The sequence below is a fragment of the Streptococcus canis genome, from assembly GCF_900636575.1.
Lineage (GTDB): Bacteria > Bacillota > Bacilli > Lactobacillales > Streptococcaceae > Streptococcus > Streptococcus canis.
In genome coordinates this window covers 2,054,255-2,076,520 of the sequence record NZ_LR134293.1, presented here as the reverse complement: position 1 = coordinate 2,076,520, position 22,266 = coordinate 2,054,255, and the positions used below count along the sequence as shown (strand labels likewise).

The 22,266-nt window shown below is 41.0% G+C and carries 24 protein-coding genes and 2 pseudogenes; 13 read left to right on the top strand and 13 right to left on the bottom strand.

All coding sequences use genetic code 11. The features are described from left to right. Nucleotides 1–68: 68 nt before the first annotated feature. From tnpC to EL097_RS10435, 7 genes are all read right to left on the bottom strand, one after another. Entirely contained in the window at nucleotides 69–1,340 is a 1,272-nt protein-coding gene (tnpC, locus tag EL097_RS10470; protein WP_071659975.1) for an IS66 family transposase, read from the bottom strand. Continuing rightward, nucleotides 1,312–1,497: an IS66 family transposase gene (locus EL097_RS10465; protein WP_000391861.1), complete on the bottom strand. Its 186-nt coding sequence runs from the start codon at nucleotides 1,495–1,497 to the stop codon at nucleotides 1,312–1,314. Before EL097_RS10465 ends, tnpC begins: the two co-directional genes overlap by 29 nt. Before the next feature lie 53 nt (nucleotides 1,498–1,550). Continuing rightward, a complete protein-coding gene (tnpB, locus tag EL097_RS10460; protein WP_000154547.1) occupies nucleotides 1,551–1,901 on the bottom strand; it encodes an IS66 family insertion sequence element accessory protein TnpB in 351 nt (116 codons plus the stop codon). Nucleotides 1,902–2,159: 258 nt separating this feature from the next. Further along, nucleotides 2,160–2,369, bottom strand: coding sequence for a helix-turn-helix domain-containing protein (locus EL097_RS10450; protein ID WP_000673009.1), 210 nt, complete (start codon nucleotides 2,367–2,369; stop codon nucleotides 2,160–2,162). Then, nucleotides 2,359–4,017: a DUF2326 domain-containing protein gene (locus EL097_RS10640; RefSeq protein ID WP_000904398.1), complete on the bottom strand. Its 1,659-nt coding sequence runs from the start codon at nucleotides 4,015–4,017 to the stop codon at nucleotides 2,359–2,361. Before EL097_RS10640 ends, EL097_RS10450 begins: the two co-directional genes overlap by 11 nt. After that, a complete protein-coding gene (locus EL097_RS10440; RefSeq protein WP_001176802.1) occupies nucleotides 4,008–4,232 on the bottom strand; it encodes an ABC-three component system middle component 7 in 225 nt (74 codons plus the stop codon). The genes EL097_RS10640 and EL097_RS10440 overlap by 10 nt, the downstream gene beginning before the upstream one ends. Next, a complete protein-coding gene (locus EL097_RS10435) occupies nucleotides 4,232–5,356 on the bottom strand; it encodes an ABC-three component system protein (RefSeq protein ID WP_003047226.1) in 1,125 nt (374 codons plus the stop codon). Before EL097_RS10435 ends, EL097_RS10440 begins: the two co-directional genes overlap by 1 nt. A 432-nt stretch (nucleotides 5,357–5,788) precedes the next feature. On the opposite strand from EL097_RS10435, the gene EL097_RS10430 reads away from it, so the two are divergent. After that, entirely contained in the window at nucleotides 5,789–6,385 is a 597-nt protein-coding gene (locus tag EL097_RS10430; protein WP_000182251.1) for a hypothetical protein, read from the top strand. 161 nt (nucleotides 6,386–6,546) lie between these two features. Beyond that, nucleotides 6,547–7,089: a hypothetical protein gene (locus tag EL097_RS10425; RefSeq protein WP_003047227.1), complete on the top strand. Its 543-nt coding sequence runs from the start codon at nucleotides 6,547–6,549 to the stop codon at nucleotides 7,087–7,089. A gap of 58 nt (nucleotides 7,090–7,147) precedes the next feature. Here EL097_RS10425 and EL097_RS10420 read toward each other — a convergent pair whose 3' ends face one another. From EL097_RS10420 to EL097_RS10405, 4 genes are read right to left on the bottom strand one after another with little or no spacing between them, the layout of a single operon-like run. After that, on the bottom strand, nucleotides 7,148–9,118 hold the full coding sequence (locus EL097_RS10420; protein ID WP_003047228.1) for a DNA polymerase: 1,971 nt from the start codon (nucleotides 9,116–9,118) through the stop codon (nucleotides 7,148–7,150). A 50-nt stretch (nucleotides 9,119–9,168) separates the two neighbouring features. Then, the gene (locus EL097_RS10415; protein WP_003047229.1) at nucleotides 9,169–9,732 is read right to left on the bottom strand and encodes a DUF2815 family protein; all 564 of its coding nucleotides are present in this window, start codon (nucleotides 9,730–9,732) and stop codon (nucleotides 9,169–9,171) included. A gap of 4 nt (nucleotides 9,733–9,736) precedes the next feature. Then, complete coding sequence (locus EL097_RS10410) at nucleotides 9,737–10,858, bottom strand: DUF2800 domain-containing protein (RefSeq protein WP_003047230.1); 1,122 nt, start codon at nucleotides 10,856–10,858, stop codon at nucleotides 9,737–9,739. Further along, on the bottom strand, nucleotides 10,851–11,174 hold the full coding sequence (locus tag EL097_RS10405) for a hypothetical protein (RefSeq protein ID WP_000077670.1): 324 nt from the start codon (nucleotides 11,172–11,174) through the stop codon (nucleotides 10,851–10,853). The genes EL097_RS10410 and EL097_RS10405 overlap by 8 nt, the downstream gene beginning before the upstream one ends. A gap of 357 nt (nucleotides 11,175–11,531) precedes the next feature. Here EL097_RS10405 and EL097_RS10400 point away from each other — a divergent pair, with 357 nt between their 5' ends. The 7 genes and pseudogenes from EL097_RS10400 to EL097_RS10375 all read left to right on the top strand — a co-directional run bounded on the left by EL097_RS10400 (nucleotide 11,532) and on the right by EL097_RS10375 (nucleotide 17,733). Beyond that, entirely contained in the window at nucleotides 11,532–13,820 is a 2,289-nt protein-coding gene (locus tag EL097_RS10400; protein ID WP_003047231.1) for a phage/plasmid primase, P4 family, read from the top strand. 279 nt (nucleotides 13,821–14,099) lie between these two features. Further along, nucleotides 14,100–14,381, top strand: coding sequence for a VRR-NUC domain-containing protein (locus tag EL097_RS10395; RefSeq protein WP_001208489.1), 282 nt, complete (start codon nucleotides 14,100–14,102; stop codon nucleotides 14,379–14,381). Next, nucleotides 14,362–15,738: a DEAD/DEAH box helicase gene (locus EL097_RS10390; RefSeq protein WP_000773770.1), complete on the top strand. Its 1,377-nt coding sequence runs from the start codon at nucleotides 14,362–14,364 to the stop codon at nucleotides 15,736–15,738. Before EL097_RS10395 ends, EL097_RS10390 begins: the two co-directional genes overlap by 20 nt. Beyond that, nucleotides 15,731–16,228 (top strand): hypothetical protein, encoded by a 498-nt coding sequence (locus EL097_RS10385; RefSeq protein WP_006738435.1) that lies wholly within the window; start codon nucleotides 15,731–15,733, stop codon nucleotides 16,226–16,228. Before EL097_RS10390 ends, EL097_RS10385 begins: the two co-directional genes overlap by 8 nt. Nucleotides 16,229–16,401: 173 nt before the next feature. Continuing rightward, a pseudogene (locus EL097_RS11275) lies at nucleotides 16,402–16,557 on the top strand (DUF6900 domain-containing protein). A 74-nt stretch (nucleotides 16,558–16,631) separates the two neighbouring features. Beyond that, entirely contained in the window at nucleotides 16,632–17,372 is a 741-nt protein-coding gene (locus EL097_RS10380) for a methionine adenosyltransferase domain-containing protein (protein ID WP_003047233.1), read from the top strand. Nucleotide 17,373: 1 nt separating this feature from the next. Then, nucleotides 17,374–17,733, top strand: a complete 360-nt coding sequence (locus EL097_RS10375; RefSeq protein WP_001138026.1) for an HNH endonuclease — start codon at nucleotides 17,374–17,376, stop codon at nucleotides 17,731–17,733. Nucleotides 17,734–17,775: 42 nt separating this feature from the next. Here the strand turns inward: EL097_RS10375 and EL097_RS10370 are convergent, their stop codons facing one another. Further along, nucleotides 17,776–18,048 carry a type II toxin-antitoxin system YafQ family toxin gene (locus EL097_RS10370; protein ID WP_003047235.1) on the bottom strand — a complete coding sequence of 91 codons (273 nt, stop codon included), beginning with the start codon at nucleotides 18,046–18,048 and terminating at the stop codon, nucleotides 17,776–17,778. Between the two features lie 3 nt (nucleotides 18,049–18,051). Then, complete coding sequence (locus EL097_RS10365) at nucleotides 18,052–18,333, bottom strand: type II toxin-antitoxin system RelB/DinJ family antitoxin (protein ID WP_001140275.1); 282 nt, start codon at nucleotides 18,331–18,333, stop codon at nucleotides 18,052–18,054. 324 nt (nucleotides 18,334–18,657) lie between these two features. Here EL097_RS10365 and EL097_RS10360 point away from each other — a divergent pair, with 324 nt between their 5' ends. The 4 genes and pseudogenes from EL097_RS10360 (at nucleotide 18,658) to EL097_RS10345 (ending at nucleotide 22,193) form a co-directional block, all read left to right on the top strand. Further along, a complete protein-coding gene (locus EL097_RS10360) occupies nucleotides 18,658–19,113 on the top strand; it encodes a hypothetical protein (protein ID WP_000999415.1) in 456 nt (151 codons plus the stop codon). Next, entirely contained in the window at nucleotides 19,085–20,338 is a 1,254-nt protein-coding gene (locus tag EL097_RS10355; RefSeq protein WP_006740451.1) for a site-specific DNA-methyltransferase, read from the top strand. The genes EL097_RS10360 and EL097_RS10355 overlap by 29 nt, the downstream gene beginning before the upstream one ends. Continuing rightward, on the top strand, nucleotides 20,338–20,928 hold the full coding sequence (locus tag EL097_RS10350) for an HNH endonuclease (protein WP_000073292.1): 591 nt from the start codon (nucleotides 20,338–20,340) through the stop codon (nucleotides 20,926–20,928). The genes EL097_RS10355 and EL097_RS10350 overlap by 1 nt, the downstream gene beginning before the upstream one ends. Then, nucleotides 20,925–22,193 (top strand): annotated as a pseudogene (locus EL097_RS10345) (DNA cytosine methyltransferase). The gene EL097_RS10350 and the pseudogene EL097_RS10345 overlap by 4 nt, the downstream one beginning before the upstream one ends. Nucleotides 22,194–22,266 lie beyond the last annotated feature (73 nt).

Sequence of the window (22,266 nt, the reverse complement as noted above, 5' to 3'; positions counted from 1 at the left end):
ATAACGTAAGCGCCCAATAACAAGGTATATTAAAATCTTCCAAAGTTCACTGACTCTGGAAGATTTTGTTATCTACAATTTTGTTGTACCTTCTCTGCCCATGGCAAATAAGCCTCTAGAACTTCCTTTTTGGCGAATATCTCCTCATTCGGAAGATTCTCTAGTAGGTAACCTATATATTTTTCGCTATCCAAGTGATGTCGTTTAGCTGTTGCCAATAGAGACATAATGATAGCACTTGATTTAGCACCCTCAAAGCTTTGTGAAAAGAGCCAATTTTTACGTCTCATAACCAAAGACTTGATCGCACGTTCCGCCATATTATTGGATAAGACGAGACTACCATCTTTAAGTACAGTTCTAAACGTTTCTTCATACTTAAGGCTATAGTCAATGGCACGTCCCAACTTAGAGCCTGGAAGAACAGCCTGCCTGCGACACCAGTCAAAGAACTCTGCCATCAAAGGTTCTAACTCATCTTGGCGTTTCATCAGGCGATCTTGTAAAGATAAATCAGCCCATGACTCCTCTAAGGCAAACATCTTATCACAATAGCACAGCCCTTTGAACACCAGAGAACTCTTATCTGCCTTGGCAGTCTCCAATTGACGATAAGCCCCATGCATATCGCAATGAACATAACCAGCGTAATCACCTAGAAATTCTTGGGCAACTAGCCCACTACGACGCTTATCGTGATGATAAAGAGTGATTACTTCTTTCTCATCCTTACCAGATAAGAAGGTCCAATAGTAAGTTAGCTGGCTATCGCTTTCTAAAACGCGATAGCTGGTTTCATCCGCATGAAGGACGGGCTGTTCTAGTAATTTCTGGTGTAAAAGCTCATAAAGTGGTTCAAAATAATACTGACTTGCCTTAATATGCCAGTTAGCGATTTCTTTGCGTGTTATAGGCAAACCAAGTTTAGTCCAATCTTCTTCCTGACGATAATTCGGTACTTTAAGATGAAACTTCTGATGAATCGTATGAGCAATGATTGAAGCAGACCCTAGACTATGTGCTAGTGGTGCTTTAGGTACGGGAGCTTTGATAATTTTATCACTGAGAGTCTTCTCACTACAAGCCAGACATTTGTAGGCATGCTGGATATGGTCAACTCTCTTCAGCTGTGCTGGAATAAAGACCAGTTCTTGACGCTGAACGGTTGCACCAATTTCTTTGAGAGCCCCATGACAATCTGGACAAGCACATTCTGTTAGGTGATAATGTCTTTCTTCGGCTTTAAATTGGTTCAGAATGGTTTGACGTTTTCCTTTAGCCTTCTTACGCTGATAGGTAATGGTTTCAAGTTCACCTGGGTAAGTCCGCTTTTTCTTCAGTTAATTGTTCTTCTTCAAAAAGACTGAGTTGCCCATTAATTTGAATCGTTTTCTCAGATGATTTGCCATAAATTTTTTGTGTCAGATAAACGACTTGTTCACGAAGGAGAGCAATCTCATTAGACTGCTGTTTAATGATTTTAAGTAATTCTTCCATAAATGATCTCCTCCTAATGTTTTCTATATTATACCTAAAGAAAAGCCATGATTTCAATAGAAATCACGACTTTTTGTACAGTTTATGTTAGGAGTGATGAAAAATCCTTTCATTAGCCAGTTTAATTGTTCAGAAGTCAGAGCCTTAACGTCATACTCATTGTTTGGCCAAGTGAGTTTTCCTTTTTCAAAACGCTTGTAGAGGAGCCAGAATCCTTGACCATCCCAATAAAGAGCTTTAAAGCGATCCTTCCGCCCCCCACAAAAGAGGAATACCTGACCTGAGAAGGGATCTAGGTCAAATTGACTTTTAACAAGATAAGCGAGCGAATCAATGCCCTGTCTCATATCTGTTTTTCCACAAACCAGATAGACCTGGCCTAAATCACTTAAGTTAATGGTCATAGGACAATACCTTATCCAAGATAGCGATAGCTTGTTCAGATGAGATAGGGGAGTAAAAAGAGAGATCAAGCTCTCTCACTTTACAACGAAAGATAAGAGCATTCTTCGCTTTTTCTCAAATTTTCGAGAAATGGGTAGTTGTTCCAAAGGAACAATAGGTTGTTTGGTCATTCAGATATCCCCCAGTATTCTTATTTTCTACAGTATAGCAGAATTACTGGAAGAGAGGATAGGTACCTTGTTATTGGGCGCTTACAATTAATCATCATTATCTATAATTTCTACTATATCTTCAATCTTACAATCAAGTGTAATACAAATTTTCAATAAAATATCAGTAGTGATATTTTCCCCTTTTCCTAATTTTGCGATCGTGGAAGAACTAATCCCAGCTTCTTGTCTAAGCTTTGTTTTTGTCCAATCTTTATCAATGAGAAGTTTCCATAATTTATTGTAGCTAAACTTCATCTGAGTTTTCTCCTTTATTCCATGAAATACCGTAGAGTTCATTTCCGTTACTAGAGAGTCGCAATACAGTATTTTCTAATAAGAGTTGATTAGCTTCTGGAGAGTATGAGCTTGCTTTATCGAAAGCTAAAAACACCTGCTTATTTAGTGATTTTGATTGGTCATATAGCTTCAACAGAGCTTCGGTTGCTTGGTAGCTAATATTACTCAAGAGTAATGAGTCGTGTGCCAGTGCTGGCAGGTTAGTGAGATAGAGCATGGTTAGGTCAAATAAAATCATCCCTTTGAACTTAGTTCCTGTACCATCATCATCTGGGGTGTAGAAGGAGTAGCTGTTATGAGCTTTGAGATTGATTTGAGGGGCTTTGCGAATATCTGGATACAGAATATTATTGAACTCTCGCATTTTAGCATTGATTTTTCCTTCTAACTCTATTAGTATATCTTCGGTGCTACGCTTCAAGTCAGAGTCTGCTTCTGACTTTTCTTTTGATAAAGCAGACTCTTTCAGATAGGCTTCGTTTTGCTCTTTGAGTGCATTGATCGTTGCTGTTAGTTTAGAGTAGTTTTCTAAGAACTCAGTTGAAAGATTTGGGATGCTTCCTAGTTCTTGAAGTTCTTGGTTTAGAGTTACTAATTGACTCTCTAATTCGTCAATCTCACCTACTAGGGATTCACGTTCGGTTGAGAATTCGGAATCTAAAATAGTTGCCAATTTTTTGTGGTAGGTCTCAACTTCATATAATTTCTTGAGATTAGTATCAGGGAAGTATTGCTGAAGCTCTGTTAAGTCAGATTCAGTAGGATATAAACCAAATTCGATACTGATATCTAATAGCTTAAGACGTCTTTGTTTATCACGGAGAATACTTTCTAGCTCCAACTTAGTATTTCTAAGCTGGAGTTTTTGCTGATGTTTCTCAATGTCATCCGAACAAATGTTGTCTTGATAAGTATCTTGAAGGTGTGATAAGCCATATTCCAATCTTTTAATTTCTGAGACGTTGAGCTCGAATTGCTTTTTACCACCAACTAAGTTGGAGATAAATTCATATTTTCGAGCATTGCGAAACGTTGTTAACTGGTCACTCTTATCCTTAAGTCTTTCTTTGTATCGTGCAATGTTATCATACAAATTAAATAGTTGGATAAGGGTTGTAATGGATTCGGAAGATTTTTGGCTTGCATAAACTTGTAACGGGAAATCGGTATTTTGATTATTTTTCCCTGCAATTCTAAAGAAACCACTCATAGCTAATCGGAATGATAAATCGGAGGATTCCAAATGATATCGTTTCTTAAGTTTGTTAAGAAACGTTCCAAGGTCCATTATTTCACCAGTTGGAGAGTAGTTCTTGTCACACACTATAATGATATCAGGATTGGCTGTATCTCTTGAAAAATAAAACTTTTTCTCAAATTGAAAGCAGAAGTAGATAGGATGATCACCTAATTTCTTAACCGCAATTGATTTTAGATAGCTATTACCTCCGAATATGAAGTCAATTGCTAATAAAGAAGAGGATTTGCCGATAGAATTATTAGCTAAGTCCATACCCATGATAACGTTTAATCCAGGGTGAAATTGAATCGGTTCCCGAGTTTGTCCATCCTTTTTAAAGACTGGCGACCACATTTCTATAAGCATAATGTTACCTCTCCTTCATTGGTCATTTCAATGGCGTTTAATGTATATAAGCAATCCATGATGGATAAGAAATCTGTCGGATCCTCCAACTCTTCTGAGATAGTATGAAAGATATCTTTCACATTTGAGTTCCCCATTTTAATTTCATGTAGCACTCTAGGTAAATAGGCTAGGGTGCTTTTTTGATAGGAATAAAGTTTATTTGGTAATTGCATTATTCAAGTACCTCGCATTTTTGGATAAAGTAAGAGACAATCATCTGGCAGAAGTAGATGTCCTGTAGTGTAGCTTTATGGAGTTTTTCCGAAATAGTATTGAAAATCTCAAGATTACCATGCTTGGCAGCCTTTAACTTTTTGTACATCGATCGCATTTGATATTGGATATCCTCGTAATCGATTCTTCCTTGTTTATCTAAATTTATAATGATTTTTTGAATGGTTAAGTAGTTATCAATAACTTGGTTCTTAACCAATTGATAAAGCGTACGATTGTTCTCAGGTGATATCTTATCAGTCAATTGCTTCGGGTCATAGGAGATATCATATTCATCAAATTTTAGTTTATTGAGACTAGTCAAAACTGAGACAATTCCACTATCTAACTTCATATCAGAAATCGATTGTTGGCTGTTATGTGCAGAGACTAGAATCTTTTTAACATTTTTTAGAGCTGTTACAATTTTTTTGCGACTTTCTGCTTGATAGGTTAAAAAACAATCTGGGCAGAGGGCTATCAGATTCAGTGGTTCAGCGTCCTTATCTTTTTCAATGGTTGAAACCTCATAGTTTTCCGATGCTAAACCACCTCTTGTTAAAATGAGTGGTCTATCACAGCCTGGGAATGCACAACAGTTATTTGCTTCCGTCAGTAAGAATTGTCCATATTGTTTTTTGAGTTGATTCGACTGGTTAATAAATGTAGCTTTTTGAGCTGTGGTTGATATTCCCATCCCAGCTTTCTCTCTAATGAAGTCAACGAAAATTTCTGGAATTCTTTGCGAGGCATTTTCAGCAGTAATATCAGGATAATAAGTATTAAATTCATTAGCTAGTAACTGAATAGTTTCATCTGGCCTACTTTCAATAGACTCCGTCATATTAGCTGAATTGACCCGGTAGAGCAATTGATTTGCCATCTTCTTGGTGAAGCCTCTTTTGGGCTTTGTATAAGAGATAAGCGTACTATCTGCTTTGTCAGATGTAATACCAGAAGCACTAATGATATCTTCGGCGTCATCATCAGTAATCATTTCAATGAGTTCTCGAAAAAACTCTGGGATAGTCGCGCCATCTCCAAGATATTTTTTCAGTATTCTAAAATAAGTGGGAAAATCCAAGTGATTATCTCCTTTTCATTTTTGTACCAAGCTGTACCGTATTGTACTAATCTGTCCCCGAATTCAAAATCTCATTTAATACAATAGAGTCGAACAAAGTAATCGTTAATGATTAAGTTTATTATATCATGACAGGATTGCGATGTTCAAAAATATATTTGCGAACGCATAAAAAGTTTTGCGAATGTAAAATTCTTCAATTGCCGAATAGCGCTAGTAGGTAATTTGAGATGGTTGGTGCCTAATGATGATACTTTGTAAATTAGTAAATCTAATTTACCGTGACTTTAAGAGTACAAATTAGGTGTGCAGTTCAGCTTGTAAAGTCAGTTGACCATGAATTAGCAGAGGAATTGCTGATGTGGTCAGAAAATTTTGTTAAGAGTTCTTTGTATTGTCACGTTTCTCTGCTTACGACAGAAAGTGGAAAACATGACAAACAAGGACAATATTTATAACGAATGTCAAAAGCAGGAATGCTCGCTAGAAGTGGGACTTTTAGAGGGGCAGGTGCTAGCTCCTATGTTGGTTGAGAACCAACAAGTTATTGAGGATATGCGTCTCAAAAGAGATACCCTTCGGTCTTGGAGACCAGCTAAACGGTTAAATGTTTATGTATTGGTTGCTTTTATCCCAGTATATTCTGAAGAATATAATCAAACAGAGCGTATCTACAAAGATGCTGTTGAGAACTTTTTGAATGAGTTTCGTACACGTAAGTCCAAAAATATTGAAGAGATTATTTCATACGAAGAATGGATTGATACGAATGAATCTACTCTTCACAGCTCTACTGAAGAACTAGAAGAATTCATGTTCGCAGAAATGCTGCAAGATTTACTTGAGAAAGTAAAACAGGCCGATAAGGATTTGTATGATATCACTTTGGGCTTACTCGCCAAAGAGTTTGATGAGAGCATTGAGGATGTGTTTATTAAGATTGGGGTCAAACGTTCTACAGGATTTTATCGCTTGCCAAAAGCTCGTGCTCTGGTGGCGGCCTTATTGAAGGAATTAAATCCGAAATAGTGTTTATATTTGACACTAGCGATGTTTTTGGTATAATTTAAGTAGAAGTAGTCGGAGAGTAATACCGACTCTAAAAAGAAAATACTCTAAAGTTGATGTAGTCGTAAGGGTCGCGACTCTAAAAAGAAAGGCCCTTTTTTCGTATGATAGAGGTTTAGTTTATGTCAAAAATCAATAAGAATAGTCTGTATTTTCATCTATTAACTCAAGACTATTTCGATACTTACCAATATTTAGATGAGTTTCAAGAAGATAATGCGCGTGGCCATGGTGTTATGGTTCTTGATATCAATAATCAACTGATTGCAATTCCGCTTCGCTCCGGTATTCCTGAGCATCTTAGGAATGCAAGTCATTTATTTCCTTACACAACCTATAGACGTCACGATGGAAGAATGTGTCTGAAGACTTTAGATTTCAGTAAGTTGACGATTATTGAGGAAAAATATATTGACAATTCAAGAATATATCACTTTAAAAATCCAAATGAGAAGATTTTTTATCTAAGAAATTCAAATCGTATTTTCTCACGAGTTAAGAATTACGTAAATAAGTATATTGAGATTTGTTCAAAGATTGAAAAGGGAGAAACTGTCACTTTTAGAACATTGACCCCATACCGATTTAGCACTCTACGCAACTTTCATGATGAATTGGGAATAGCAATTTCCAAGGAAGATTTCATCAATCAATTAAGGAAATAGTTTTTATCACATATAAAACGGTTCACTACCTGAATTAGTAGTGAACCGTTTTTTGTGTCTAGTCTTTCTGATAGAATGAGCATTCATACCCATCAGCTCTGAGGTTAATATCAGACATCCAGTTAGGTGCTATACCCATTAGACTTGCTATATCTTCAAGGCTTTGGTCTTTCTCACACTCAATGATGACTTCATCATGAACATGACCAACAATCTTGAACTCACTAAGTTGTCTCATCGAGTAGGCAAGAATATCACGGCTGATGGCCTGGACGATATTTTCGACAAACTTTGGACCATAACTTTCAAGTCGTTCCCAGCGTTTAGCAGTTCCTGTACCTTCGTAGGTGACAGATTCTCCACTAAATTGGTTCTCGCTTATTTTAGGTTTAACGTAGGATAGTTTGCGTCCAGATGGGAGAGTTATGAATAACATCCCTTTGGTAACTTCGAATTGAATACCATGCGTCTCGGTTTGGACTTGCTCTTTGACTGCAGTTTTCACAGCCCTATCCACGTCCCACCAAAAGAGAACTATGTTGGGGTTAGCCTGTCGCCATGAATCTACAAGTGGTTGCAGCTCCTGTTCCTCAAGTCCCATATCAATAGCTCCCATTGCTTTAAGAGCACCAACTGCTCCGCCATATCCACAAGCCAACTCCGCAATTTTCCCTTTTTGACGAAGGTCTGCGTTTTGCCCATGTTTCTCGACTGGAACTCCAAACATCTGTGAAGCAGATATGCAGTAGATGTCTTTCCCTTGCTCAAAGACCTTGCTCCGCCATGCCTCTCCTGCAAGATGAGACAAAACACGCGCCTCAATAGCAGAGAAGTCACACACAATGAACTTCTTACCCTTACTTGGAACAAAAGCAGTTCGAATAAGTTGTGATAGGGTATCCTGCGTGTCGTAAAGTAGATCAGTAGCTCCTAAGTCCCCAGTTTTGAAAAGTTTTCTAGCTTCCTCAAGGTCAGGAAGATGGTTCTGAGGTAGGTTCTGGAGTTGCACTAAGCGTCCAGCCCAACGACCTGTTCGATTGGCTCCATAGAACTGGAACATGCCTCTAGCCCTGCCATCCTTACAGACGCAGTTCATCATAGCTTGGTATTTAGAGACGCTGGATTTAGCTGCCTGTTGTCTTAACTTAAGGACTTTGGCTGTCTTTTCATCGACGGTTTTGAGAAGTTCTTTAACAGCTTTTTTATCCAGTGAATCGGTGGTCACTCCGTGTTCTCGTAACCAAGCAATCATCTGAAGAACGGAGTTGGGATTTTCAAGTCCAGTAAGCTCTTTTAGTTCTTCTTGGATTTTAGTCTTACTTTCCCCGTCAATGGCAATAGCTGCTTTGACAAAGTCCACATCAATACCAATTCCACGGTCATTGATGCTCTGGTCTTGATGGTATTCGTCCCAAACAAAGTCAGGAACAGGGTGGTTACGGAGTTTGTCTTTGATGGCCAATTCCACCTCAACATCACGCTGGTTGTAATCGATAAAAGCAGACCATTTATCAGGTGAGTGACTGGGAAAGTTTCGTGTTCGTCCACCATTGACCTTGGTCGGTTTACAGGGGAGACAGAAGTAGCGGATTAAGTCTCCACCTTCTTTAAGTTTCTGTTCTTTTAGCTTGAGGACAGTTCCGACTCCTTCAAGTGAGAGTGGTAGGCCAAGATATGCTGACCAAACCATACTGCATCGCCATGAGTTTGGAGATAGGAACTCCTCAGTCAAGAAATCAGGGTGATGTTTTTTCATCCAGTTAGACAGACAAATACGCTCAAAGGAAGCATTAAAAGCCCACTTAATAATAGTGTCATCAACGAGAGCCTGAATAATCTCTTTGGGAAGTTCTTCCATGGTTAAGTCATAAACCCTCACTGGTCCATTGTCGATTGATACGGCAAGAAGAAGGATTTCAAAGGAAGGATCTTCTGCATAGCGGTAGACACCAGATTTTCGTAAATCAACTTCTGAATATGTTTCGATATCAATACTCAATTCTTTCATTTTCCATTCTTGTCCTTTCATAAAAGGTGGCAGGAGTGCTGCCACCAGAAGTATTATCTGATACGATCATCCTAGTTCAAGAAATCATCGTCATCATCGGTCGCAAAGTCGTCTTCTGCACGAGTACGTCCACCAAGTGGTTCTCCGTCACGGAGTTTTTGCAGGTTGTTAAGTCCACAAGCAATTCCCTTGTTACCGTTAGAGTTAAAGGCATAGAAGGAGATAGACGCACGACCATAGATGCCTGAGTAAAGCTCAGAAGTATCGATAATCTCTTGGCGATTACCGTCAACGATCCCAGGCTTATGTGGCGAGTTGGCATTGACGAAGTAAGCATTGCGATAAGCCTCGTCATCAGGGCGTTCTAAGTCTCCGTCACGAAGCGGTGTTTTAAGGATAGAAAGTGCTGGGACAGATTTTCCATTACCTTTGAGCTTAGATTCGCCTTCCTTGTAGGCAAGTTCAATTGCTGCTTTGATTTTATCGATGGTCTCAATATCATCCTTTGGAATGATGAGGGAGACACTGTACTTTGGTGTACTTCCATTGATGGATTTTGGTTCATTGGCATTCAAGTAGCTGAAGCGTGTGTTTTTACCAGTGATCACTTTTGTTGTTTTTGCTTTCATTGTCATAAGATTAGTCCTCTTTAAATTCATTTGTTGCTAGGTTCATCTCTTGACGACTATCATCAAGAGGAACGAGTGTCGGTTTACCGCTTGGTTTTACAATCAGACCACCAAGTAGGTCATTAAAGGTTTTCTTGCCAAGGAGTTTAGTCATGGCAGTGATAGTTAGGAGTTTCTTTTCGTAAGGGTCAAAGCCAGCTTCAATCACAGCTTGACTGACGGCAACTTCGTCTGAAAACTTACGAACGGAACGTCCTTCTACCAGTTTGTAGCCTGGAATATTGTATCCTTCAGTTGCTTCTTTCAAAGCATAGGCTTTGACATCATTTGCCCACGAAACCAGCAAGTCCAGTTTAGGTAAAATCTCTGCAATATCCTCATAGTCTAGAGTAGCAGGGTTCGCAAATTCCATCTTGGCGAGTGCCAAGTTATCCTCTGCACGTTTGCGACAGACATTCTTGAGCTTACAGAACTGACAGTGTTTACCGGAGGTCATCTCCCCTTCCCCTTTGAAGGCAAGTTCAGCTTTGGGTGAGAGTTCGTTTTCCGCCCAATCAAGCAGTTCAACCTTATCTATCTCAAAGGTGGAGATGTGGTTCTTCCGTGGTTGAAAGATGGTCATAGTGACTTTGTCAAAATCATAGAGCCCAACAAACATCTCCAGAGCTCCAAGAGCGTAGCACATCATCTGTGGGTTGTGGTCTGCATCAACTAAAACGCCAAGTCCGTGTTTGTAGTCGATAACTTGAAGCAGTCCGTCTGCTACAATCAGACAGTCGCCTGTTCCAAAGCCTTCAGGTACCCATTTAGAGAAGTCCAGTCGTTGCTCAACCAGAACTGTTGGGTCACGAGAGTAGCCTTTAGCTTTCTCAACTTGCTCCATGACGTAGTTGCGATATTCCTCGGCACAGTTTTGCATTTCTTCATTGTAGAAGGATAAGTCCTTAGTTGGATCACGCACCTTCCTACCCAATGCCTTCTCAATAAGATAAGCACATAGCTCGTGAGCGTCTGATCCTTCAAGAGCAAACTCTAAGGTCACATCTGGCATGTCTTCCGTCAATCGAACGGACGGTGGACAGTTGAGCCAACGGTGTGAGGCAGAAGCAGACAGGATGGCATGGTTAGTCATGACCAATTCCTCCAGCTTCTTCAAGAACAGCTGCGTAGTGCTCAGTGGCTAAAGCAGATAATGATTCAGCTCCATATTTATTGAGAAGAGCACGAACCTCATTCTTGTAGCCATCTTTGGCCTTAGTCGCAAGAACGGCTCGAACATCTTCCAATTTAAGTACCTTTTGTGGCTCTGGTTTTGGTTCTTCAGAAGTTGTTTCAGTTTCTTCCTCGCTAGAGAGGAGTTTCTTGAACTCATCTACCAAGCGTAGGTAGTATTTAGCTGTGCCTTCCATCTCTGTAATTAGTTCAAGTAGTTGTTTATGTTGACTCATTTAGTTTCCTCCTTTTGTAACTTACGAGCTAAGAGCCTAGCGATAACGCTGATGGCGATGAGTGTGTCTGTCAAGTCTTCTTGTTCTTGATGGTTTATGGTGTTTTCCATAGAAAGTCCTCCTTTAGGTTTGTTTGGGTTATTCTTTCCCTTACACCTACTAGGGGGACTTTTTTGCGTTTTAGTCTAAACAGATTCAAAAAAATATAAAAAATTGAGCGATGGGAAGTCGCTCAATAGTTATTTATAGAAGAAAAAATTTTTTGAAACTTTTTGGACTAAATGCCTTCATTCTTCCCCTAATAGGTAGGAAGGGAAACCTTCACAGATTATTTTTCCCAAATGGAGGCTATGATTTATGCAATTTACCTTATCTCATTCAGGACAGACGGGTATTCAAACGACAACGGTCTATCCTCATCAAGTAATGATTTCAGACAAAACAACTCTCCAAAAGGTAGCACTCTTTGACCATGTGGCTGGCTTGTTTACAAACAACACTCGCTCCAATGCCAACTTCATCACCTCAGATGTACTGGTCATGGACATTGATAATGACCATACGGACAACTCTGATGAGTGGGTAACTGAGGAATTGCTTAAAGAACTCTTTGCGGATTACAACTTTGCTTTAGTGACCAGTCGAAACCATATGGTTCAAAAAGGAGATAAGGCTGCGAGACCAAAATTCCATATCTACTTCCAAATCAATGAAGTCACGGATAAAGACACCTATGCCTTACTAAAAGAAGAACTTGTTAATCACTATGGTTTCTTTGATACCAATGCCAAGGATGCGGCCCGTTTCTTTTTTGGAAATCCCAACGCACAAGTCCTATGGCACGACTCTTGGTTGACCATTGATGAGGATTTATTCGATGCTACGACGACTTCAGATGATGAAGAGGACTTTGATGCAGATTTCTATCAGCCACCAACAGGGCCAATCACTGAAGGTAGCCGTAACTCAACCATGTCAGTTTTTGCGGCGAAGATTCTTAAGCGATTAGGTGTTACAAAGGAAGCACGAGACGGCTTTGATGAACAAGCTCTCAAATGTGTTCCCCCTCTTGAGAAGGCGGAGCTTGCCACCATTTGGGGAAGTGCTGTTCGGTTTTATAACAAAACCATCAAAAACTCCAAAGATTATAAGTCACCAGAAGAGTTTCAAAGGGAATCACTAAAACCTGATGACTATTCAGATGTTGGTGAAGCTGGGGTTCTTGCTAGAGAGTATGCCAATAAACTAGCCTACACCAATGCGACAGACTATCTTTTCTACGATGGAACACACTGGCGTGAGAATAAGCAGCTAGCATTAGGGGCGGTTGTACACTTTACCGATGCTCAACTTGCGGAAGCAAATACCTTTTTAGAAGCAACAGAGAAACAACTTCAATCTTCAGGTATTGATGACATGACCATCAAGGCAGGAGGGAAACGTCTAGAAAATGCTGTTGAGACACCTCTACAGTTGAAATATCTCAAAGCCTATCTTGTGGCTAAAGAGTTCCACAAATTTGTCATGAAACACCGTGACTATAAGAATTTAATGGCTGTTTACAATACAGCCAAGCCTATGCTTACGGTTGAATTATCAGAGTTGGATAGTGATGACATGTTGCTTAACACTCCTAAAGCTACCTATGATTTGCGAAAAGGAACAAAAGGGCAACAAGCTCACAATCCAGATGACTACATTACTAAAATGACAGCAGTCTCTCCTAGTGACAAAGGTCACGATTTGTGGCAGGAAACCTTGGCTACCTTTTTCTGTAACGACCAAGAATTGATTGACTATGTTCAAGAAATCATTGGAATGGCCGCAATCGGTAAGGTTTATCAGGAACATATGATTATTGCCTATGGTGGTGGCGCAAACGGCAAGTCTACCTTTTGGAATACCATCGCTCGTGTGCTAGGAAGCTACTCTGGGAAATTATCGGCTGATGCCTTAACCATGTCTAACAAGCGAAACGTGAGTCCTGAGCTTGCGGAGCTTAAAGGGAAGCGTCTCGTAATTGCTTCTGAGATGGCAGAAGGGATGCGACTTAATACGGCTGTTGTGAAGCAGATTACCTCAACGGATGAAATCCAAGCTGAGAAGAAGTACAAGGATCCTTTCCACTTTGTGCCATCACATACGCTAGTTCTTTACACCAATCATTTGCCTAAAGTGGGAGCGAACGATGATGGTACTTGGCGACGTTTGGTGGTTATTCCTTTTAACGCCAAAATCACTGGTCGCTCTGATATCAAGAACTTTGCGGATTATTTGTACGACCATGCAGCACCAGCTATTATGTCTTGGATTATTGAAGGGGCAGAAAAAGCCATCCAGGCAAACTTCAAGACAAGGATTCCAGCTGCCGTCTCGAATTCCGTTAAGGCCTACCGAGAAGCCAATGATTGGTTAGGGCACTTCCTTAGTGACTGTTGCGAAGTTGGTAACCAGTTGACAGAAAAATCTGGAGAACTCTACAGTCAGTACCGTGCCTACTGTGCCAAAAATATGGAGTACACGCGCAGCACGACAGATTTTTATTCTGCCCTGGATCAGACAGGATTTAGACGTAAACGTACCAGTAAAGGCAACCTCATTCTAGGTTTGAAATTGGTTGATGATGACTATGATTTCCTAGACTAGTGACCATCATTTTCCATGTCCTACCTCCACAAGGGAGATGGGGAGGGATTTTAGGTGTGCTAGTCATTGACCTGATGACAAGAATTTATGAGCTCTAATCATTAGAACAGATTAGTCAAAAGGACTAGCACGACTAACATCATTTGATTTTGTGTAGGTCTATTATGGTCTTTTCTAAAACTATCCTATAAGCAAAAATTACTATAAAAAAGCCTGTAAGAGGAGTTTTAGAAATGACTGTACTATACCTCCACACTTCAATTTGACGAAAGGATTGTTATGCGAGAAAAAGTTGTTGAGAGAAAGTTAGTGAGTGAAGTGAAAAAGCGTGGTGGAATTTGTCCCAAATGGGTGTCGCCTTCGTTTGCCGGAGTTCCAGATAGGTTGGTGTTTTTACCCAAGGGTAGTTTTGGCATGGTGGAAGTAAAAGCCCCTAGCGGAAAGCCACGCTTGTTACAAATGACAAGGCACAGGATGTTTGACCGATTGGGCTTCAAGGTTCATGTGCTTGACAGTATTGAGAAGATTGGAGAAGTGCTAGATGAAATTGAATTTACATGAGTATCAAGAAATCACCAAGGACTTCATCATAAGGACACCTTATGCGGCAGTCATCCTAGACATGGGGATGGGAAAGACTGCCACAACCTTATCAGCCATCAACGAGCTGATGTTTGACCGTTATGAGGTCTCAAAGGTCTTGGTGATTGCGCCCCTTCGTGTCGCAAACACGGTGTGGAGTGATGAGATTGAGCAGTGGAAGGAACTAAGACACCTCCGCTATGCCAAGATTGTGGGAACACCAAAACAAAGGCGAGCTGCTCTTGAAAAAGATGCGGACATCTACATTGTCAACCGTGAGAACCTCCCCTGGCTGGTGGAACAATGTAGCCCCTACTTCAAGTGGGATATGGTGGTTATTGATGAACTCTCGTCGTTCAAATCTTGGCAGTCCAAACGCTTTAAGGCCTTCATGGCCATGCGTCCTTACATGAAACGTATCGTTGGGTTGACTGGTACACCGAGTTCAAATGGACTTATGGATTTGTTCGCAGAGTTCAAGGTTATTGATGGTGGGGAACGTTTGGGACGGTTCATCGGAGAATACCGTAGTCGATACTTTGACGAGGGTCGTAGGAACGGCAATATTGTCTACGAGTATATCCCAATGGATTATGCGGAGTGTCAAATCTATGACAAGATTGACGACATCACCATTTCCATGAAAGCTATGGATTATCTGGACATGCCTGAATTGATATCGACCAAGAGGCTAGTTTATCTTACTGACAAAGAAAAATCTGATTACAAGCAGTTCAAGAAAGATTACGTACTTGCAGACCTTGCAGACGGTGAAGTGACAGCTGCCAATGCGGCAAGCCTTTCAAATAAGCTGGTGCAGATGGCAAATGGTGCCGTCTACTCAGATGACCATCAAGTGGTGAGCCTACATGACCAGAAAATCGATGCTCTGGAAGATATCATTGAAGCTGCCAACGGTGAGCCAGTTCTTGTTGTTTATTGGTTCAAACATGACCTTCAGCGTATCGAGGAACGTTTGGCAAAACTCAAGGTTAATGGTACAGTCCTTAAAACTGAGGAGGATATCTGTGAGTGGAATAAGGGGAAAATTTCTGTCGGCTTATTACATCCAGCTAGTAGCGGACATGGTCTAAACCTTCAAAAGGGCGGTCATCACTTGGTTTGGTTCGGTTTGACTTGGTCTTTGGAACTCTACCAACAAACCAACGCTCGTCTGTGGCGACAAGGGCAACAAGCAGAAACAGTGGTCATTCAACATATTGTAGCGGAAGGCACTATTGACGAGGAAATCCTCAAAGCACTGGAAAACAAAGATGCTCAACAGTCACGGCTGATTGAATCCGTCAAAGCACAAGTAGGAGGAACGGATGGATAAAGCGGAATATATCCTAACGCATTATAATGAACTCAAGGGGGACTTGGAAATGTTGAAGTATCGCTTGGAGAATTTTAAGCCTGTGACTGAGAATGAAGTGATTGGGTCACTTGTCTTCGAACGGTCGGATGAACCTAAAGTCACCTCTACTCCGACAAATCAACGTTCAGAGGTGATAGCCCTAAGTTTTCGTGACAAGATGATTCAGGAAAATGAAGAGCTCTTAGCAGATTTGATTCAACGATATATACGACTGGCAAATGACCTTGATAATTTTGAGATGGCTATTCGATTTCTTAAGGATGACCTGGCTGAGTTTGCACAAGAAATGTTAAAGCCAGAGTGTAATTGGGATAGTTTGATGAGGGAATTTCACATTAGCCGTGGAACGGTTCATAATTGGCGTAGAAAGTTATTGGAACATATTCGCCAAATCTTCGTCAAGATGGGTTGTCCCTTGTCAGTTGAACTATATATGAACTTAACTTGAACTGATGCTGAACTCATGTTGAACTAACATTGAACTATGTCTGAACTCCCTTTGTAAAAATTTGTGGTAGAATTGTAAGTGTCAAAAAAGATAAAAAATGTCCCAGTAATAACTGGATAACCTTCCGCTTGTACGGTAATATACACCTACAAAAACAAGAGGAGGTCATCAACATGACAAAACGCCAACAAGAAAAACTGGATGTGATTTTTACAAGGATTGCTCAAGAGTAACTACAAGTTGAAACCTTGGAACAACGCTGGAGCGATAACCTCGATTTCTACGATGTTTCGGTTTGGGGAATTAAAAGGGCACTCGAGCGAGCCTAGGAAGCAGGCCAACAATCAGTAAAATAAACTAAAGCCTAGCCCACAAGGGTTGGGCTTTTTGCGTGGAGGAAAACATGATTTTTACCAGTGAACAAGTATCAAGTGGACACCCAGACAAGCTCTGTGACCAAATCTCAGATGCTATTGTGACGGAATGTCTCAAGCACGATAAGAACAGCCGTGTGGCGGTTGAAACCTTAATCAAAGATAACCAAGTGGTTGTTGCAGGAGAAGTCTCAACAAAGTACTACTTTAACCTCGAAGGGATTGTCAAAAAAGTCCTGGAACCTTATGGCATGAGAGATGTCATGGTGACGAATTTGCTTGGAGTTCAAAGCCCAGACATCGCTCAAGGTGTGGATAAGGGTAGTGCAGGTGACCAAGGGATTATGTTTGGTTATGCGACCGATGAAACCCCTGAGTTCTTACCACTTCCTTATGTGCTTGCGACTCGAGTGCTTGAAAAGTTAACCAACCTTGGTCACCCTGCCTTGGGGAAAGATCCAAGCAAGGTCGACCGTTCAGCCGCCTACATGGCACGGAAGATTGCCAAGGACTTTGTCCGTGAAGGTTATGCTAAACGTTGTGAAGTACAACTGGCTTACGCCATTGGTGTGGCAGAACCAGTTGGTGTTTATGTGAACACCTTTGGGACAAGTGATTATCCTCTTGAACAACTAGTAGGAGTGGTTCGTGAACGCTACGACCTAACCCCACAAGGGATTATCAAGGAGCTGAACCTCTTGGACGTGGACTACACCAAGACCACTTGCCTTGGGCATTTCACCAAGCCTTATCTTCCTTGGGAGCAGTAAGATGCCACGTCGACCAAGCACCCCTTGTAAGCAGAACGGTTGCCCGAATCTTGTGTCCTATGGAAACAAATACTGTGATGACCACAAAAGTAACTACGTACTGGATGTCAAATCAACCAAAGCCAAGGGTTATAACGCTCGCTGGAATAAGGCACGGCTTCGTTACCTCAAGGTGCATCCACTTTGTGTCTATTGTCAAGCTAAAGGAAGGTTAACCAAGGCAATGGTGGTTGACCACATCATTCCTCACCGAGGAGACCAAGATCTTTTTTGGAATCAATCCAACTGGCAAGCTCTCTGTAAATCTTGTCACGATAGAAAGACCAAGACGACTGACCGATATCAAGTTTATAGATATTGAACCATAAGAAAAAAGCCACTCGCATAAAGTGACTTTGATGAGTTAGAATAAGTCGGAGTGAGAACCAGTTCTTGATGCTGTCAGAATAAGTTGTCCCTTATCTATGGCATAAACTAAAAGCCAGTCAGGTTCAATGTGGCACTCTCTAAATCCCATATAATTTCCAACAAGGGCATGGTCTCTGTGTTTTTCATCGAGAGTTTCTTCCTTCTGTAATGGGTCCAACACGGCTTCTAATTTCTTGAGGTTGAGTCCACGCTTTTTTGCACGCTTGACATCTTTACGGAATTGATTGGTCGTAACGAGTTGTAACATAACTTAGTCCTCATTTAGATCAGCCATTAGGTCTGATACAGAAGCATAGGATTTAGTAGTTACTTTTCCTTCCATGATTTGGCGTGCTTCTTCCATGGCAAGTTCAGTCTCTCGGTTGTAACGAGGTTGTTTAATCTGAAAAGGGAACCCGCCCTCCATGATAGAAGTATTGAGAAAAATGTTGATAGCGTCAGTAACAGAAATACCAAAGCTACCAAAGAGAGATTCAGCTTGAGCTTTTGTACTGGGTTCAATGCGTAGATTAATGTTAGCTGTTTTAGCCATTTTAGTATCCTCCTACAGTTTCTTTAATTGTATCACTAATGTTTAACATTTGCAACCAAAAAGAAGGGGGATAGAAGAGGGGTAGGGAGGATGAAATCTCTAAACTCTTGGGAAACTAAGACCGACGCCCCCTCAAACGTGCATTTTCGCAAAATTCGTTAGGGGCATACTGAAAATAGATAAAAAGTGCATTGAACCATTATGGTGTCAATCTTTCTAGCAGGGTAAGTATCGTTTGCTAGTGTCAGTTTTAGCCTGTTTTTGAAGGGGTAAATACATGAAAAATAGAGAAATCAATCATTTTTAGTTCTTGGAGGAAAAAAAATGAACGATAATCAGCGTCGAGACATTTGGAAACTTAGGCGAGATGGATTTGGCTATGGTACCATTGCTCAAATGTTAAATCTGTCTCTTGGTTCGGTCAAGCAATATTGTCGTAGACACCCAGAGTTAAAAGGAATGGGGCAGTTCGTCAAGTATCAGCTTGATGAAGGAGAACATATTTATTGTAAGACCTGCCTGAAAAAGTTACACCATGCTGTCCAAGGCAGACCTAAAAAGTTCTGCTCAAATAGCTGCCGAGCGATTTGGTGGAGAGACAATCAAAGCCAACACGATAAAACTAAAACTGCGTACGATGAATTGACTTGTCACAACTGTAACAGGTCTTTTTTATCCTATGCCAATCCAACAAGGAAGTTCTGTGGACACCCTTGTTACATTGATTATCGATTTAGAAAAGGAGTAAGGAATGATAACGCAACCCAACATGGAGATTAAGGAACTTCCCCTAAGTGACTTAAAACCTGCTTCTTATAACCCTCGAAAGAAATTGAAGAAGGGTGATAAGGAGTACGAAAAGATTAAACAAAGCCTACTCAAGTTTGGCTATGTAGACCCCATCATTGTCAACGAAGATTTGACGGTCATTGGTGGACATCAACGTTTGACGGTTCTTAAAGACCTCAAGTATGAAACGGCTAAGTGTGTCATTGTCTCTCTGTCCAAGGAAGATGAAAAGGCACTGAATATTGCCCTCAATAAAATTACTGGTCAATGGGATGACCAGCTTCTAGCAGACTTGCTTTTGGACTTGCAAGAGTCAGACTTCAACCTTGACCTGACGGGCTTTGAACCACCAGAGATTGATGATATTCTCTCCAATGTCCATGACAAGGACTTGTCTGAAGATGACTTTGATGTGGAGGAGGAGCTGAAGAAACCAACGGTCGCAAGACGTGGGGACATCTGGCAACTCGGAAAACACCGAGTCATTTGTGGTGATTCCACTAAGGTAGAAACCTACGACCAACTACTAGGTGATAAGAAAGTCAATCTTGTTGTGACAGACCCGCCGTATAATTGCGATGTTGAAAAGACGGCAGGTAAAATTCAAAATGACAATATGTCGGACGGTGATTTCTACCAGTTCCTCTATGACATGTTCACGCAAGTGGAAAGTCACATGGAAGCTGATGCTTCAATCTATGTTTTCCATGCGGATACGGAAGGGCTGAATTTCCGTAAGGCCTTTAAGGACGCTGGTTTCTATCTGAGCGGTTGTTGCATTTGGAAAAAGAACTCACTGGTTCTAGGACGCAGTCCCTACCAATGGCAACATGAACCCTGCCTCTTTGGTTGGCGACAAAAGGGAAGACACCAATGGTTCAGTGACCGTAAGCAGACAACTATCTGGGAATATGACCGTCCCAAGTCTAGTAAAGACCACCCAACCATGAAGCCGATTCAGCTTATGGCATATCCTATCCAAAACTCATCCATGCGAGGGACACTTGTCCTTGATCCCTTTCTTGGTTCAGGGTCAACCCTCATGGCAGCAGATCAGACTGGTCGAGTCTGTTATGGCATTGAGCTTGATGAAAAGTTTGTGGATGTCATTGTCAAACGCTACATGGAGTCGACTGGTGAAGCTAACGTAACTGTAATTCGAGAGGGAGAAACGATTAGTTTTGATGAAGCATTGTTACAGAAGGGGGCATCCTGATGTCTAATGTTCAATATTCATTTATAGGCTCTGTTGGTACAGGAACTTTAAAAGATGGAACACAGTTTATTTTTGATAAGGAAAACTTTTCAAAGATTGCAGATGTAAACTTTTATCGAAATAAAAATAACGATGAAGATTCTAAATCGTACATTATTTGTACAAGAGGCAATTATCTTCATCGTTATTTATTTGGACATAGGGAAGGTTTAGAAGTAGACCATATCAACCTTGATACATTGGATAATCGCTCTGAAAATATTAGGTTTTGTACTCATCAGCAAAATCAAATTAATCAAGGACTGCAAGTAAATAACACGTCTGGAGTTACGGGGGTTAGCTTTTATCGACCGAGAAATAAATATCGTGCAAGAATAAAAATATCTCAGCAGGAGGTCCATCTTGGTTATTACGATACATTTTTAGAGGCTACACAAGCTAGAAATGTCGGTATGGAACTACTCTTTGGTGAATATGGTCGATATAATGATGTCCCTCAAGCACCAATGTGGCTTCGACATAAAGTTGAATCAATTTGCGTGAAGTATCAAGCGTATTCTTTAGTGAATAAAAGTGAGGTGATTGCATGACCTTAACCTTTCTTGATTTCTTTTCAGGAGTGGGTGGCTTTCGTCGTGGGTTGGAGTTGGCAGGTATGACCTGCCTTGGTTACTGTGAAAAGGATAAGTTTGCACGGAAATCCTATGAAGCAATGTACGATACAGAAGGAGAATGGTTTCATGACGACATCACAAGCATTGACCCCACACAACTTCCAAAAGCAGATTTATGGACTGCGGGAAGCCCTTGTCAAAATGTGTCTATCGCAGGAAAGCGAGCCGGCCTATACGGTGATCGAAGTGGACTCTTTTTTACATTTGTTGAGCTCATCAAAAGCCAAAAAGAAGAAGATAAACCCGAATGGGTTCTCCTTGAAAATGTTAAGGGACTTCTATCAAGTGGCGGGGGACGAGATTATCTCGATTATCTCTCTATCTTGGATGAAGCAGGGTACGACCTTGAATGGCAAGTGTTCAACTCAAAAGACTACGGTGTTCCCCAAAACCGAGAACGCATCTACACTCTCGGACATCTTAGAAGTCGAGGTCGACGACAAGTATTACCTCTCAGTGGAGAAGGCGGTAGCTATCTTAAGCAACTTGTAGGTGGTATGCAAAGCTACCGTGTCTACGACCCTAGTGGCATTGCCACAACCCTTGTTGGTGAGGGTGGGGGACTAGGAGCTAAGACAGGTCTTTATCTGATTGACCAGTCACTAACAGAGCCTAAGTTAACTGATGAAGCAAGGTACATCACGGCACGCTATACATCAGGAGCTACAAAACGGACTGCAATGAACTCAGGTGTCCTTGAGGTTCAACCAATTTTGACACCAGATAGAGTCATCAAACGTCAAAATGGACGACGACTCAAGGAACAGGATGAGCCAATGTTTACTCTGACTTCTCAAGACCGCCATGGTGTTCTTGAAGGTATCAAGGTCAGAAATGGGACAAAGCAGGGCTACCAAGTCGCAGAGGTTGGTGACTCCGTTGACCTGTCCTACCCAGCATCACCTACTAGGCGAGCAAGGGTAGGAAAAGGCATCGCTCATAACCTTTCCTGTGGTGGACAGATGGGAGCGGTTGTCTGGAACGGTCGAGTGGTTAAAATCAGAAGGCTCACCCCACGAGAATGTTTCAGGCTCCAAGGCTTTTCAGATGACTTGTTTGAAAAAGCTGAAGCAGTTAACTCAGATGCCTAGCTCTACAAACAAGCTGGAAATGGGGTGACCGTTACTGTTGTTTATGCCATTGGCAGAGCTATTTTAGAAGCCCAAAAAGTTCCGAAATAATTTGTAAAAATAAGCAGAATTAACTGGATATCAGTCTCCTTTAGAGGTAATATGTAACCAACAAAAGAAGAGG

Bases quoted from the DNA above. Each gene is read 5' to 3' on its own strand.
- EL097_RS10465 (WP_000391861.1), bottom strand. From the start codon at position 1,497: ATGGAAGAATTACTTAAAATCATTAAACAGCAGTCTAATGAGATTGCT.
- tnpB (WP_000154547.1), bottom strand. From the start codon at position 1,901: ATGACCATTAACTTAAGTGATTTAGGCCAGGTCTATCTGGTTTGTGGA.
- EL097_RS10450 (WP_000673009.1), bottom strand. From the start codon at position 2,369: ATGAAGTTTAGCTACAATAAATTATGGAAACTTCTCATTGATAAAGAT.
- EL097_RS10640 (WP_000904398.1), bottom strand. From the start codon at position 4,017: ATGCTTATAGAAATGTGGTCGCCAGTCTTTAAAAAGGATGGACAAACT.
- EL097_RS10440 (WP_001176802.1), bottom strand. From the start codon at position 4,232: ATGCAATTACCAAATAAACTTTATTCCTATCAAAAAAGCACCCTAGCC.
- EL097_RS10430 (WP_000182251.1), top strand. From the start codon at position 5,789: ATGACAAACAAGGACAATATTTATAACGAATGTCAAAAGCAGGAATGC.
- EL097_RS10425 (WP_003047227.1), top strand. From the start codon at position 6,547: ATGTCAAAAATCAATAAGAATAGTCTGTATTTTCATCTATTAACTCAA.
- EL097_RS10420 (WP_003047228.1), bottom strand. From the start codon at position 9,118: ATGAAAGGACAAGAATGGAAAATGAAAGAATTGAGTATTGATATCGAA.
- EL097_RS10415 (WP_003047229.1), bottom strand. From the start codon at position 9,732: ATGACAATGAAAGCAAAAACAACAAAAGTGATCACTGGTAAAAACACA.
- EL097_RS10410 (WP_003047230.1), bottom strand. From the start codon at position 10,858: ATGACTAACCATGCCATCCTGTCTGCTTCTGCCTCACACCGTTGGCTC.
- EL097_RS10405 (WP_000077670.1), bottom strand. From the start codon at position 11,174: ATGAGTCAACATAAACAACTACTTGAACTAATTACAGAGATGGAAGGC.
- EL097_RS10400 (WP_003047231.1), top strand. From the start codon at position 11,532: ATGCAATTTACCTTATCTCATTCAGGACAGACGGGTATTCAAACGACA.
- EL097_RS10395 (WP_001208489.1), top strand. From the start codon at position 14,100: ATGCGAGAAAAAGTTGTTGAGAGAAAGTTAGTGAGTGAAGTGAAAAAG.
- EL097_RS10390 (WP_000773770.1), top strand. From the start codon at position 14,362: ATGAAATTGAATTTACATGAGTATCAAGAAATCACCAAGGACTTCATC.
- EL097_RS10385 (WP_006738435.1), top strand. From the start codon at position 15,731: ATGGATAAAGCGGAATATATCCTAACGCATTATAATGAACTCAAGGGG.
- EL097_RS10380 (WP_003047233.1), top strand. From the start codon at position 16,632: ATGATTTTTACCAGTGAACAAGTATCAAGTGGACACCCAGACAAGCTC.
- EL097_RS10375 (WP_001138026.1), top strand. From the start codon at position 17,374: ATGCCACGTCGACCAAGCACCCCTTGTAAGCAGAACGGTTGCCCGAAT.
- EL097_RS10370 (WP_003047235.1), bottom strand. From the start codon at position 18,048: ATGTTACAACTCGTTACGACCAATCAATTCCGTAAAGATGTCAAGCGT.
- EL097_RS10365 (WP_001140275.1), bottom strand. From the start codon at position 18,333: ATGGCTAAAACAGCTAACATTAATCTACGCATTGAACCCAGTACAAAA.
- EL097_RS10360 (WP_000999415.1), top strand. From the start codon at position 18,658: ATGAACGATAATCAGCGTCGAGACATTTGGAAACTTAGGCGAGATGGA.
- EL097_RS10355 (WP_006740451.1), top strand. From the start codon at position 19,085: ATGATAACGCAACCCAACATGGAGATTAAGGAACTTCCCCTAAGTGAC.
- EL097_RS10350 (WP_000073292.1), top strand. From the start codon at position 20,338: ATGTCTAATGTTCAATATTCATTTATAGGCTCTGTTGGTACAGGAACT.